Raw genomic sequence first — 13,222 nt, 5'->3', positions numbered from 1 at the left:
TCTATGGGGGGACTTGTTAGAACTAAGGGGAGGCGCTTGTTTGCCCTGTATCGCCTTCCTGGGGATTGTCGGTACCGTCTTGGTTGTCAGCTTCTTCCGACTGCCCTTCAGACGCTCCAGTAGTCTCTGGCGGCGCCTGGGCGTCAGGAGATTCGGCTCCGTCCTGGCCTGCCTGCTCATCTTGCACAGGTGCAGGCGGTGCAGGCTCCGACTCTGACTTCAACGTCACGATCAGGGTTTCCCCTCCTTTTAGCGAGGTGCCTGCCTTGATGCTTTGCGAATCGACGAAGCCCACGCCTGTTGCGCTTACGTTCATGTGCAAGATGGAAGCGAACTCCATGACATCGCGCAAGGATTTTCCAGTCAGATCCGGCATCTTCGTCCCTTCCACCCGGTCGGTGATCAAGGTGATCTTCTGCCCGGACACGACCTTGGTATACGGCGCCGGATACTGCTCGACGATCTTGGTCCCGGTACCCACTACCGTCACTTCAAGCTCATCCTGCTTGGCACGAAGCTGTGCTGTCGTCGTAGCCATATCGATAAATTTGGGTAGCGTCAGCTCTTTGACGGGAGGCAAGGCAGTTTGCTGGGCAGCCGCTTGCTTCTTGTCCCCTCCGCTTGCCGACTGCATATCTGGCTGCTGCTGCAGATACTGCAAGCTGCGCTCCATGACCGATTTGAAGATCGGAGCGACGATCTTGGAGCTATAGGTCGTGTAATCAGAGGTATTCGGATCATCCACGACGACATAGACCAGCAGGCGCGGATTGTCCTTTGGAGCAAAACCGATGAAGGAAGCGATGTAGTGACCTTCCAGAATCTTGTTTCCCTCGTATTTTTGCGCCGTTCCGGTCTTCCCTGCTACGGAGTAGCCCGGGATGCGATAGGCTTTCCCTGTTCCATCGGGATCTTCCACGACTGTCTCCAGAATATCGCGCGTCTGCTTGGCTGTCGCCGTGCTCACCACGCGACGAACGACTTCCCTTCCGGTACGGTGTACGACGGCTCCCGTATGCGGATCACGCATCTCCTTGATGATATGCGGCTTCAACAATTCTCCGCCGTTGGCGATCGCGCCAACTGCCGCTATCTGCTGAATCGCCGTCACCGTCACCCCTTGCCCAAATGTCGTGACCGCCCAGTCACGGGGTGAGCGCGGGTTTTCCAGGTTGGCAATATTCCCCCTCTTCTCGTAGGGCAGTTCAATCCCTGTCAGGGAACCGATACCGAACTTCTCGAAATAAGCTTTCAATTTCTCCAGCTTCAAACGTTCGTACCCTAATATGACAAACACCACGTTACTTGAGCGCTGTACGCCTTTCAGGAAGCTGATCTTGCCCCAGCCCCGGCCGTTGTTGTGGTCGCGAATCGGCTTTTGCCCTTTGATTGTGTACGTCCCGGATTGATAGTCTTCATTTGGATTGAACATGCCTTCTTCGATCGCCGCCGCCAGCGTAATGATCTTGAACGTCGAGCCAGGCTCAAACATCGAGGTGACGGCGTGGTTCGTGAAGTTGGTGATTCCTTTGTAATAGGTATTCGGGTTGAACTGCGGACGATTGCCCATCGCCAGAATTTCTCCCGTTTGCGGATCCGAGACGACGACCATCAGACCCTTTGGCTTAAATTCTTTTTCCGCCGCGTCCAGTGCCTGTTCGACATAGTCCTGGATTTGCCGGTCGATGGTCAGATAGACATTTTTGCCGTCTTCTGCGGGCTTGTACTTGTGCTCCCCGTCTGGAAGCTGATAGCCGGCGCCGTCCGTCATGATCGCCATTTCGCCCTTTTCGCCGCGAAGGTGCTCGTCCAGCTGCAGCTCCAAGCCCATTTTCGGGTTGTCATACAAGTCTATGTATCCCAAGACATGTGCGGCAAAGCTGTTGTTCGGATAAAAGCGCCTCGTCGCTTCCGTCAGATAGATCCCTGGAAGCTGATTCGTTTTCACCTGTTCTCCGCTGGGAAGCTTGGGGTATTGCGCCTCTTCGATCAATTTCTTCTGCTCTTCCGTGATCTTTTGCCCCCAGCTTCCCAATTCAATGACGTTGGATTGGGAAGTGGTCATGCGCTTTAAAATATAATCCATCGGAGCATTGAGGATGCGGGAGAGCGTCGTCGCCGTATAATACGGATCCTTCACATAATCCTGATCCTTTTCATTCATGGGCTTCAGTCTCGCATTCACTGTGTAGGCCTTGCCCTCATACGCAAGAATCTCCCCGTTGCGGTCCATGATCGCCCCACGCTTTGGCTTCAATGTCTTTTCCCAGTCCCACTGACTTCGGGCATAGTCCATAATTTTGGCAGCTTCCACAGTTTGCAGCCACCAAAGCCGCATGCTGAGGCTGGAAAAGCCAATGATCACACATAGGGCAAACAAAAGAATCCGCCAGTTTACGCGCCGTTTTGTATCCATTGTCATTCACTCCATACGCAAGACGTATTCCATTATGTAACTTACGCGATTTGCGAGTCATGCAGTATCGGGAAGTTCGTATCAACGTTTCCCTTTTTTCACCCGAAGAAAAAAATGTTACTTGGCGAGTGGCAAGTAACATTATGGTTGCTTGGTTGATTGGTTGGATCCTCCCGCATGTACCGGGCTAACTACTGCGCCCGCTTTTCCGATCACATGCACAGCATCGGGATTAAACATCATGCCTTGACGCTCCGCTTCCGCCTGGATGCGATCCCGGTTGCTCATCTGTTCGATTTGCAACTGCAGGGCGGCATTTTGTTCTGCCATCAGCCGATTCTCTTTTTTGACGCTCTGGATGTCGTAATTGTACTGGGAGATTTGAGAGTATCGAACTCCGACAAACCCAAGACCAGCAACGGTGATTGAGATTACGAACAAATAGAGGAGTTTCTCTCTAGTAGGGATGGTCGGTTTTAGCCGAATGGTTCGTTTTGTTTTTTTTACCGTGCTGGTCTGCTGCTCTTGCTCCAGCTCCATAGCCAGGTTGCCCCGGTAGTAGTAGCTCACTTTTCTTACCCCCTCGTTGAGCCCATGTGATCGGTTACAGTTTCTCAGCGACGCGCAGCTTCGCCGAACGCGCACGCGGATTCATTTCCAGCTCTTCTTCAGACGGCAAAATCGGTTTTTTCGTGATCACTTTGACAATTGCCTGGTTGCCGCAAACACAAATCGGAAAGGCCGGCGGACAGGTGCAGCCTTTGGAAAAATCCTGATAAACCTGCTTGCAAATGCGATCCTCCAGCGAATGGAAGGTAATGACGCTGACTCTTCCCCCGGGACGCAATACGTCGATCGCATCACTGATCGCTTCTCGAAAGGCATCCAGTTCATCGTTGACCGCGATCCGAATCGCTTGAAACGTTCTTTTGGCCGGATGTGGGCCTGTCCTTCTTGCGGCTGCAGGAATCGCTTCTTTTATCACTTCCACCAGCTCGCCAGTCGTCTCGACAGGACGTTTTTTTCGATATTCTACGATTTGCCGGGCAATTCGCCGGGAAAATTTTTCTTCCCCGTACTCCCAGATCACCCTTGCGATCTCTTCCTCATCCCATTCGTTGACGATGGTGTAAGCGGTCAAGGGTGCCTGCTGGTCCATCCTCATATCCAGAGGAGCATCGGCATTATAGCTGAAGCCTCGCTCTCCCTCATCCAGCTGCGGGGAAGAGACCCCCAGATCAAACAAGATGCCATCTACTCCGTCCAAGCCCAAATCGCTGACAATTTCTTTGAGATGGCGAAAATTGCTCTTTACCAACGTTACTTTATCCATAGTGGAAGAGAAGCGTTCGCGTGCATGATCCAGTGCCCAGTCGTCCTGATCGATGGCAATCAGGCGCCCACCTTCAGTCAGACGAGAGACAATCAAGCTGCTGTGTCCAGCCCCTCCCAGGGTGCAATCCACATAGATGCCGCCAGGGCGAATGTTGAGGCCTGCGACTGCTTCTTCCCGCAATACGGTTACATGATGAAACGACAAGATCGTCACTCCCGTTCTTCTTGCTGCTACAAATTGAAATCAACCAGTTTTTCAGCGATCTCTCCATACGAGCCCTCTGATTCTGCCAAGTACGCCTCCCAGCGCTCTTTGCTCCAGACCTCGACGCGGTTGGACACGCCGATGACCACGCATTCTTTTTGAATGGCGGCGTGGTCACGCAGATTTTGGGGTATATTTACCCTTCCCTGCTTGTCCCAGTCGCATTCAGTCGCTCCCGAAAAGAAGAAGCGTGTAAAAGCACGAGCGTCTGCTTTGGTAAAAGGCAATGTTTTGAGACGCTCCTCCAGTTGTTTCCATTCGTCCAGCGGGTAGGCAAACAAGCATTGGTCCAAGCCACGGGTCATGACAAAGGAGTTGCCCAGTCCTTCACGGAATTTCGCGGGGATGGTCAGGCGGCCTTTTTCATCGATGCTATGCTGATATTCACCCATGAACATGCCCAATCCCCCACTTTCCGATCAAGGGGCACCACTTTCCCCCACTTTTCCCCACTTTGCTACCTACTTGCTATTATACAAAAAAAATCCCGCATGTGTATGCAGGATTTTTCGTTTCTTTTTTTTCCGGGAAAAGACGGTTTTCGCGGGACTATTCGACCCAGCTGTCCAGATACGCTTTTTGCTCGTCGGTCAATTTGTCGATGCCGATTCCCAGAGCTTCCAGCTTGTATTGAGCAACCATCGCATCCAGTTCGTAAGGTACGTTCAGGACTTTTTTACCGATGTTTTTGTATTGCTCGTTCACATAAGCAAGGGAAACAGCTTGCAGTGCGAAGGTCATGTCCATGATCTCGGCAGGATGTCCGTCACCTGCAGCAAGGTTCACGAGGCGGCCTTCAGCCAGGAGATACAGTTTTCGACCGTCTGCCATGACAAATTCTTCGATGTCTTTGCGCACAATGCGCGTGGAAGTCGACATTTCCTTCAATTCCACTTTGTTCACTTCGACATCGAAGTGGCCTGCGTTGGACAGGATTGCGCCATCTTTCATCACTTCAAAATGCTCCTTGCGAATCACGTCGCGGTTTCCGGTAACGGTCACGAAGTAATCGCCGTGTTTTGCCGCTTCGCTCATCGGCATTACTTCAAAGCCGTCCATATACGCTTCTACCGCTTTGATCGCATCGATTTCAGTGACGATGACTTTTGCGCCCAAGCCTTTTGCACGCATTGCCACACCTTTCCCGCACCAGCCGTAGCCAACGACCACAACGGTTTTACCGGCAACAACCAGGTTTGTCGTACGGTTGATGCCATCCCAAACGGATTGGCCTGTGCCGTAACGGTTGTCAAACAAGTATTTGCAGAAAGCATCGTTTACCGCAACCATCGGGAATTCCAGCTTGCCTTCTTTTTCGAGAGCTTTCAGACGCAGGATCCCTGTCGTCGTCTCTTCTGCGCCACCGCGTACTTGCGCCAGCAGATCGCGACGCTCGCTGTGCAGGATTGTCACCAAATCGCCGCCATCGTCGATGATCAGGTCAGGGCGAGTTTCCAGCGTTTTGATCAGATGCTCTTTGTACTCGGCTGGATCTGGATTGTACTTCGCAAATACGCGAATGCCATCCTCCACCAGCGCTGCGCAGACGTCATCCTGCGTGGAGAGCGGGTTGGAACCTGTGATGGTTACTTCCGCGCCTCCAGCTTGCACCACTTTCGCCAGATAGGCAGTCTTGGCTTCCAGGTGAAGGGAGATTGCCACTTTCAGGCCGGCAAACGGCTTTTCTTTTTCAAAGCGTTCGCGGATGCGGTTCAGAACGGGCATGTGTTCCTTTACCCAGTCGATTTTCAGATGGCCATTATGAGCCAGTCCCATATCTTTTACAATGCTTTCCTCTACACTGTTCACGGTAATATGAACCTCCTTCATCTCAAAAACAGCTTAGTCTCTATCATATCATACGCAACTTCTGCCATCATCTGTTTTTCCTCTTGTAGCCAATTCGAAGTTAAAGAGCATTCTTCCGTGTACGGTTCGTTCGATCCAGATCTCCCGCCTTCAGCAGGCCGATAAAATAGCGCATTGCCTGCGGCATCCACTTTTTCTGATGGTAGACGAGCTGCCGGAAGACGCGAACCTCCGGATGGGAAAACGGAAGAATAATCAATGTCCCGTTCTTCACTTCATCTGTGACTGTGATTTTCGGGACGAGGGCAATGCCAAGATCATAGGTGACACACTGCTTGATCGCTTCCATGCTTCCGAATTCCAGCGACGAGTGGACGGCTGCGTTCGCTTTGCGCAGGACGTTTTCCATCATGATGCGGTAGCTGCAGCCTTGTTCCGTGAAAATCCAGTTCTCTCCGGAAAAATCTTCTGCCTCCACCTTTTCGGCCTGCCCCAAACGATGGCCAGGCGCTGCAATCACCACCAGCTCTTCTTCACCAAAATTCAAGCTCACCAGATCAGGCTGCTCCTGCCATCGATCCAGAATAAAGGCAAAATCATACGTCCCCTCCTTCACCCCTTGCCGCAATTCATGGCAAATCCCGGGATGCAAAAGCACGCGCATCTGCGGTTGCTCCTGACGAAATTTTTGCAGGTAGGGAGGCAGATAAAAGGCAGCCAATGATTCGACGGTCCCGATCGTGAGCGTTCCTGCCAATTGAGCCTGATCCGAGAGCTGTCCCCTCGCCTCATCCAATATGGCAAGCAGCTGCTCGCTATAGGCAAGCAGCACTTCGCCAGCCTGAGTCGGTCTGATTTTTCGCCCCCAGCGTTCAAACAGCACCACCCCAAACTCATTCTCCAGGTTCTGGATCTGCGTGGTGATGCTGGATTGCGCATAGCCCAAAACCTCTGCGGCACGGGTGAAGCTTTGCCATTTGGCTACTTCCCGAAACGTTTGCAAATAGCGAGTATCCATGCTCTCCCTCTTTTCGAATCGGTTTTTCCGATTGATTGTATCTGTAATTATAGATAACACTGATTCCAATGTCTATGCTACGCTAATCCCATCATGAAATGAAAAGAGCGAGGGAACAAAATGAAATCTACCGCAGCAACTTCAGCAAGACTGACCAAAACCTTGGGACTCCAGCAAATCATTGCCTTGTACATCGGCTCAGTGCTCGGTTCGGGCGTGCTGCTAATACCCGGACTGGCTGCGGAAATCGCGGGCCCGGCCTCTATATTGGCCTGGCTGCTGATGTCGATTCTGGTCCTTCCGATGGGTGTCACGATGGGCCTGCTCTCCGCTCGTTATCCCAGCTCGGGGGGCGTCTCTTCCTTTGTCCAAACAGCATACGGCGAACGCTTCGGCAATATGGTCGGATGGTTTTTTCTGCTTTCCGTCCCGCTTGGCGCTCCGATTCTAAGTGTAATCGGCTCTCATTATATCGCCATTTTGTTCAATTGGAACGATTGGCAGGTTACCCTGTGTGCAGGCATGATCCTGCTGTCTGTTCTCTGGATGAATACCATGGGTCTGAAGGTAGCCGGACGGGTACAGACCATCGTGGTGTCGCTGATTGTGTCCATCCTGATTCTGGCGATCGTCGCGGCGGTTCCCCATGCCTCTGCTGCCGACTTCACTCCTTTTGTCCCACACGGCTGGCTCAGTGTGATTCAAGCAGCGGTATTGATGTTCTGGTGCTTTATCGGCTGGGAAGCGGTCACCCATCTGTCAGGCGAGATGGTCGATCCCCGGAACGCGATTCGCGGCGTTTTTTGGAGCGCTGGCATCATTGCCTTGTTGTACTTCCTGGTTGCCTTGATGACCGTTGCAACACACAGTTACGGAAACGGAATTACAGCCGCTTCACTTAGCCGCATGATCCAGCTTTCTCTCGGACCTGTCGGCGGCTGGTTCGTAGCTCTGATCGCCTTGTTTATCTGCATCGCGTCCGCCAATGTTTATGTAGGTGCGGCTTCGCGCATTGCGTATTCGCTGTCCCAGAAGGGGTTCGCCCCGCGCTGGTTTGGGATTCTCCATCCCAAGCACCGCACGCCCGTTGGGGGACTGGCCTTTTTGAGCATTTGCTTCGTCCTTGTTCTGACTGCTCTACAGCTCCAGCTCGTCAACTTGTCGAGCCTCATCGCACTCCCCAATTCTACGTTTATCGCGACGTATATCGGGGGATGCCTGGCTGGGATCAAGCTGTTGCGCGGCAATCGGATCGGTCTGATCGCTTCGTGGACATCGCTGATTTTTACTGTCGGCTTGTACCCTTTCCTCGGCTGGCCTGCCCTCTATCCATTGGCAATCGCAGCGGTGCTGTTCTTTATAGGAGGGAAAAAGCAGCTCTCGCATATGGAAACATAATGGTGTACCTGATCGCAAAAAGGCGGAACCTTTTGTAGAGCATTCTACATTCGGTTCCGCCTCATTTTATGCGGTATTATTCGTCTTTTCCGATCAGTTGGAACGTTTTGCCGTCTGTCGAAGAGAGATAGAAGGTGCGGTCTACACTGCCACCCGGCTCGCCGGAGTAATACTGGACGGTCATGCGGTACTTGCCGTTGCCGATCTTGGCATAATAGATCAGCTCATTGAACTGAGGAAAGCGGACGAAATCATAGACCTCGTAATTCATGAAGGAAAAATGCTCGCGTAAAAACTGCGGGCTAGCCGGCAGTTCTTTCTTCTTCACGTAGCTGACCAGCTCGTCATAGCGGCGGATGCGTTGCTTGTCCATCACTTCCTCCATGAACGAAGCGACCGTCTTCCTCATGCCCTGCTTCTCTTCCTCGCTCACCTGACCAGGGAACAAATCCTCGATTTGCTGGGACAGACGCGAAATCAGAACGACAGCCTGTGCCCGGCTAATTTTTTCATTCGCTCGGAACGTACCATCCGGATAGCCAGTAATGATCCCGAGCTTGTACGCCGGATAGACGGTCATGACTTGATACTCCTCTTCTACGGGAAGGTCAGAGAAGAAGCGGGATTTGGTTCCCCTGTATTTCTCCCCCTCGGACTGCTGTCCCAATGCCGCGAGCATCAGCCTCGCTCCCTCCAGCCGATCGAGGGGCTCAGTCGGCTTTCCGGACGGAATGATCCCGGCGCTGAGCAGATGGGCATACGTTCCATAGGACCACCGTCCCTCCGCTTTAGACAAATAGGTTTCACGTGCAAAAGAATCGGGTTCATGCCCAGGAAAAGAAGGAATCACCCGTTCAATCATTACGAGAAACTCTTCTTGGGAGATCGTCTGCTCGGGACGGAAGTTTCCGTCAGGAAAACCGCGAATCCATCCTTTTTTATTCGCTTCCACAATTTCTCGGGAAGCCCAATGTCCATGAATATCTGTAAAAGAAACCGCAGACGCTGCTGCCATCGACCTAGCCTTCGCCGCGCTGACACTGCCAAATGCCGTACCTGCCAGAGCGATCGAGAGCACGAGAGCTTTCATGATGAATCGTCTGCCGAGTTGTCGCCATTTCATCTGCACTAGATCCTCTCCCCTTCCACAGGCAGTTCCTGTACTGGGTTTGACGCAGATATTGTCGAGAATGTTTCAGCATATCAGCAGGAAATGATATCCATACAATCTGGTTACAGGTGGAAGACCTGATGCCTTCCATCGTGAGTAAACGGAGCCTGCACCAGTCGGTCGACCAGGGCCAAGCCGTATTTATTGGCGAAGGAAAAAAAGGAGATCTTTCTCTCCTGCAAGCCGCCCTCCGGCAAAAGATTCGCCTCCAAGCGCCAAAGCCGGTGCTGATCTGTGTCCTCACGCTCTTGCAGGGAACGGGTCAAGCGCTGCTCCAAAAAATCGACCTGTCCAAGCAAAATAGACAGATTTTTGTCAGCTATGCCGCGAAGACCTCCGTCCAGCCGGACTACGTCCTCTACCAACGGTCGATACAGATCGAGAAGCGATTCCCGTACATGGGCAAACCGCTCATCCAACGGCCGCTGTTCCCTCGTCCTCATCTGCGCTTCTTGCCATGCCTCTCCTTGGCCCAGCACCTGTGCGAGGTCAAGGTCAAAACCGGCGAGCAGTCTTTCCAGCGCTCCCTCCAGCAGCGTGACCGAGATGCGCGGCAGGACAATGGGCATCCGCATGTCGAGGGCAGCGAAGATCTCCCGATAGAAGGCCCAATACGCAACTTCTCCAGCCCCCCCGACGAAGGCAAGCGTCGGAAAGAGATGCTCCTGCATCAGACCGCGGGTCACTACATTGGCGCTGAAGCGTTGCGGCGCTTCCTCTGCCAGCTTCAGCAACTCCTCGCGCGAGTACGTACATCGCCTGTTGACAAAACGATCTCCAAAACGCTCCAGAAGCAAGCGTTCTCCCCCTTCATAGAGGAACAAATTTGCCTGATGCTCGCCCACTTCAAGCTGCAAGGGGTATCCTGCATCAGCAATTCGCGTTGCCGCTTCTGTCAACAGATGGGAGATCTGCTCATTGTTCGCGATCACCTTCTGAAAAACAGGCTGCTCCAGCTCCCGAATGTACGGAGACGAGGACTCCACCAGCACCAGTCCGTGTTTGCCGAACAACCGCGCGAGAAGCCGTGCAAACCATTCTACGGGTGACTGGGAACTGGAGGCTGTCTCTTGCAATAAGCCGCGGATTTCCGAAGTATGCACAGTCTCCGGATGCCCGTCGAAAAACGCCTGGAGAAAAGCTTCGACGGCTGACGCATCCATTGTTACATGACTCGCGGAAAAACGTCCCTTTTTGTTCAGCTTCAACCTTTCTTTGTGCAGGCGCCGTTCTTTTTCACTCAACCAGAAGACATGGTCGATCTCGTCCAGATCATGATCTTCGCCCGCGATCCAAAAGACCGGGATGACCTCTACTTCAAGCTCCTGCGACAGCTTTTGAGCCGCTTGGATCAGATGGACTGCTTTATAGACCGTGTAGAGCGGGCCTGTCAGCACTCCAGCCTGTTGCCCGCCAATGACCACGTAGGTGTCCGGTTTTTTAAGAGCATCGATTCGCTTGAGTGCTTCTTCGTGATTTCCGATTTCCTTGTTGTACGTATATAATCCATCCGCCAGCTTCTCTCGATGGGAAAAATGCCGTCCGCGCAGCCATTGCAGCCGTTCCCGATAGGATTCGGTTCGATACGGCTGGTAGGCAAAAAAGGAGACCGCGGATTCCTTTCCCTCCTGGTAGTCCTGCGCCAGCCGATTGGCTAACGGAATAGCTATATGATCAACGTTCATGACATGCTCACCTTTCCTAGGGCCGTGTTCTTTTGCAAATTATATCATGCTCCCTCCCATGAAAAAACAAAACAACCCATATCAATGGGTTGTCAAAGTGTAAGGTGGAATTGTCTTAAAATTGTGGCGGCGTGACGCACCAGATCAAAACGGCTTCCGTTTCGCCGCAATTCTCGACGGAATGGTTTTTGGCACTGTCGAAGGAAATGCTGTCGCCAGCCTCCAAAACATGCTCTTCATCATTAAAACGGGCCACGACGGTTCCCGTAATGACGGTAAAGCATTCCTCACCCTCGGTTTGCACGAATTTGTCTACGGCCATTTCACCTGGCTTGAGCCGGACCTCCAGCATCCCGAGTTTGGCGCTTCCTCCCATGGAGAGCAGCGAATAGGTACCTGTAGATTCGGGAAACACCAATTGTCTGCGCTTGTGTTGCCTTGCGACATGCACCTGCTTTTGATCGATGTCCTCAAAAAAATGAATGATAGGGGATTCGAGGGCTTTCGTGATTTTCCACAGGGAGTCCAATGACGGTTGTGAAATCCCCCTCTCCACTTGACTGAGCAGCCCTTTGCTTAACCCCGTTTTGTTCGCCATGATTTCCAGGGTAAAGCCGCGCTCTTTCCGAATCATACGTATCTTGTGTCCGATGGTCTCGATGGGAAGTCGCATATTTCCAACCTTCTTTCTTTATCGGAATAGAAACGATTATGTATGTCACCAGTGTTTATACGACGCTCATTGTTTTGAAAATGCCTGTCGTAATCAACACTACGTAGATGAGTCCAAACCAGAGAAACGACAAACGCCATACGGAAAAACTGATCTTTCCCAGGGACAGCTTTCCCTTCCAGCGCACTTGCATCCAGCCAAGGACAGCGATGAAGACAAGGTAAAAGCAAACGATCCACCACCAGGCAGACATGGCATCTGGCCAGATCTCGCCATAGGCGACAACAACCGAACGAATCAACAAAAGATTCGTGATATTCACTGCCCACCTCCCCGCCAACCGCTTGTCCCGCTTCCAGACCCACATCAGATAATAGACGATCGGGAAACCCAGGAAAGGTATGACGGTGAGTGTGCCCCATAAGTAGGACCAGACATTTGCCACAAAGGTCATGATCTGTCGCCTCCCACCTTCTCTTCTCCCATGCTCGTCTTGAGAAGGATTACGCGAAGCAAGCTTTCATGCAACGGAGTGGGAATCCCTGCTTCCTTTCCTTTTTGGACGAGATAGCCATTGATTGCCTCTACCTCCGTCCGCCTCTGTCGTTTCACGTCCTGTAACATGGAGGAAAGATTTCGTGAAGTATTTCGACAAATTACAGAGATTTCCTGCCAATCCATTTCCCCCAATTTTTGTCCGTGATGACTTGCGACAGCCGCTGCTTCCACAAAAAGATCGCGCATCAGGCTCACGGTGTACGGATTCTCGAGCAGAGCTCCATTGGGAATATCAAAAATCGCGGTTAACGGATTGATCAGCGCGTTGGCCACTAGCTTGCGCCAGGCAAACGGCTGGATCGAGGCTTCATAGGTGGATTGAATTTGAACGGACCCTGCCCATTCAAGAAAAGCCGAGATTACAGGATCGGGACCCGCCTCCTCATTCCAGGGACCGACTCGAAGCGAGCCGCTTCCCGTGTGAATCACTTCTGTCCCAGACAAGCGCCTGGCTCCCTCTGCGTTGATCCCGAAGTAGCAAATTCTGTCGGGCAGCTTCTCAGCCAGCCATTCCTGGTGTCCCATACCGTTTTGCAAGGCCAGGATAGAAGCATTTTTGGGGATCTGCCGCAAAAACGGCAACAATCCAGGCAAGTCGTTTTGTTTTACGGCAAGCAGGTACAAGTTGCCCGGTGGCAAGCCCTGTTCAATCGGACTTGCTGCGAGCGGAACGGAGAAAACCTGCCCGTCCAGAGAATGAAATGTCATTTTCTGTCGGTTGATCTGTTCGGCCTGAAGAGCACTTCGAGTCACGACTGACGCTGACTGTCCGCTCAGAACAAGTCTGGCAGCATACAACAGCCCTACCGCACCGCCGCCTATCACTACCGTCTTGACAGGAATCGATTCCGATCGCATTTGTTCACCCACATTAATCAATACTTATCTAAAGAA

12 protein-coding genes are annotated in these 13,222 nt (G+C 52.3%); 1 reads left to right on the top strand and 11 read right to left on the bottom strand.

What is annotated here, in order from left to right; translation table 11 throughout:
- Positions 1–22: 22 nt before the first annotated feature.
- The 6 genes from EDM58_RS08780 to EDM58_RS08755 form a co-directional block, all read right to left on the bottom strand.
- The gene (locus EDM58_RS08780) at positions 23–2,416 is read right to left on the bottom strand and encodes a penicillin-binding protein (RefSeq protein WP_122912992.1); all 2,394 of its coding nucleotides are present in this window, start codon (positions 2,414–2,416) and stop codon (positions 23–25) included.
- A gap of 141 nt (positions 2,417–2,557) precedes the next feature.
- Positions 2,558–2,986, bottom strand: coding sequence for a cell division protein FtsL (ftsL2, locus tag EDM58_RS08775; RefSeq protein ID WP_122912991.1), 429 nt, complete (start codon positions 2,984–2,986; stop codon positions 2,558–2,560).
- 34 nt (positions 2,987–3,020) lie between these two features.
- Positions 3,021–3,965, bottom strand: coding sequence for a 16S rRNA (cytosine(1402)-N(4))-methyltransferase RsmH (gene rsmH / locus EDM58_RS08770; protein ID WP_122912990.1), 945 nt, complete (start codon positions 3,963–3,965; stop codon positions 3,021–3,023).
- Between the two features lie 17 nt (positions 3,966–3,982).
- Positions 3,983–4,414: a division/cell wall cluster transcriptional repressor MraZ gene (mraZ, locus tag EDM58_RS08765; protein ID WP_122912989.1), complete on the bottom strand. Its 432-nt coding sequence runs from the start codon at positions 4,412–4,414 to the stop codon at positions 3,983–3,985.
- A 151-nt stretch (positions 4,415–4,565) separates the two neighbouring features.
- The gene (locus tag EDM58_RS08760) at positions 4,566–5,825 is read right to left on the bottom strand and encodes an adenosylhomocysteinase (RefSeq protein ID WP_122912988.1); all 1,260 of its coding nucleotides are present in this window, start codon (positions 5,823–5,825) and stop codon (positions 4,566–4,568) included.
- Between the two features lie 100 nt (positions 5,826–5,925).
- Positions 5,926–6,843 (bottom strand): LysR family transcriptional regulator, encoded by a 918-nt coding sequence (locus EDM58_RS08755; RefSeq protein WP_122912987.1) that lies wholly within the window; start codon positions 6,841–6,843, stop codon positions 5,926–5,928.
- Between the two features lie 120 nt (positions 6,844–6,963).
- Between EDM58_RS08755 and EDM58_RS08750 the strand changes: the two genes are divergently transcribed.
- A complete protein-coding gene (locus tag EDM58_RS08750) occupies positions 6,964–8,241 on the top strand; it encodes an APC family permease (protein WP_122912986.1) in 1,278 nt (425 codons plus the stop codon).
- A 76-nt stretch (positions 8,242–8,317) separates the two neighbouring features.
- Here EDM58_RS08750 and EDM58_RS08745 read toward each other — a convergent pair whose 3' ends face one another.
- From EDM58_RS08745 to EDM58_RS08725, 5 genes are all read right to left on the bottom strand, one after another.
- Positions 8,318–9,364, bottom strand: a complete 1,047-nt coding sequence (locus EDM58_RS08745) for an S-layer homology domain-containing protein (protein WP_246000601.1) — start codon at positions 9,362–9,364, stop codon at positions 8,318–8,320.
- Between the two features lie 110 nt (positions 9,365–9,474).
- The gene (gene bshC, locus EDM58_RS08740) at positions 9,475–11,097 is read right to left on the bottom strand and encodes a bacillithiol biosynthesis cysteine-adding enzyme BshC (protein WP_122912984.1); all 1,623 of its coding nucleotides are present in this window, start codon (positions 11,095–11,097) and stop codon (positions 9,475–9,477) included.
- Between the two features lie 115 nt (positions 11,098–11,212).
- Complete coding sequence (locus tag EDM58_RS08735) at positions 11,213–11,770, bottom strand: helix-turn-helix domain-containing protein (RefSeq protein ID WP_122912983.1); 558 nt, start codon at positions 11,768–11,770, stop codon at positions 11,213–11,215.
- 55 nt (positions 11,771–11,825) lie between these two features.
- Positions 11,826–12,224, bottom strand: coding sequence for a DUF3397 domain-containing protein (locus EDM58_RS08730; RefSeq protein ID WP_122912982.1), 399 nt, complete (start codon positions 12,222–12,224; stop codon positions 11,826–11,828).
- Positions 12,221–13,186 (bottom strand): ketopantoate reductase family protein, encoded by a 966-nt coding sequence (locus tag EDM58_RS08725; protein WP_122912981.1) that lies wholly within the window; start codon positions 13,184–13,186, stop codon positions 12,221–12,223. The genes EDM58_RS08730 and EDM58_RS08725 overlap by 4 nt, the downstream gene beginning before the upstream one ends.
- Positions 13,187–13,222 lie beyond the last annotated feature (36 nt).

It is taken from the genome of Brevibacillus panacihumi, assembly GCF_003710985.1.
Classification (GTDB): domain Bacteria; phylum Bacillota; class Bacilli; order Brevibacillales; family Brevibacillaceae; genus Brevibacillus; species Brevibacillus panacihumi.
The sequence above is the reverse complement of the archived record's forward strand: the minus strand, read 5'-3'. Positions and strand labels throughout refer to the sequence as shown.

Excerpts from the sequence above, each read along its gene's own strand:
- EDM58_RS08725 (WP_122912981.1), bottom strand. The coding sequence starts at position 13,186 with ATGCGATCGGAATCGATTCCTGTCAAGACGGTAGTGATAGGCGGCGGT.
- bshC (WP_122912984.1), bottom strand. The coding sequence starts at position 11,097 with ATGAACGTTGATCATATAGCTATTCCGTTAGCCAATCGGCTGGCGCAG.
- EDM58_RS08745 (WP_246000601.1), bottom strand. The coding sequence starts at position 9,364 with ATGAAATGGCGACAACTCGGCAGACGATTCATCATGAAAGCTCTCGTG.
- mraZ (WP_122912989.1), bottom strand. The coding sequence starts at position 4,414 with ATGTTCATGGGTGAATATCAGCATAGCATCGATGAAAAAGGCCGCCTG.
- EDM58_RS08750 (WP_122912986.1), top strand. The coding sequence starts at position 6,964 with ATGAAATCTACCGCAGCAACTTCAGCAAGACTGACCAAAACCTTGGGA.
- EDM58_RS08755 (WP_122912987.1), bottom strand. The coding sequence starts at position 6,843 with ATGGATACTCGCTATTTGCAAACGTTTCGGGAAGTAGCCAAATGGCAA.
- EDM58_RS08735 (WP_122912983.1), bottom strand. The coding sequence starts at position 11,770 with ATGCGACTTCCCATCGAGACCATCGGACACAAGATACGTATGATTCGG.
- EDM58_RS08780 (WP_122912992.1), bottom strand. The coding sequence starts at position 2,416 with ATGGATACAAAACGGCGCGTAAACTGGCGGATTCTTTTGTTTGCCCTA.
- EDM58_RS08730 (WP_122912982.1), bottom strand. The coding sequence starts at position 12,224 with ATGACCTTTGTGGCAAATGTCTGGTCCTACTTATGGGGCACACTCACC.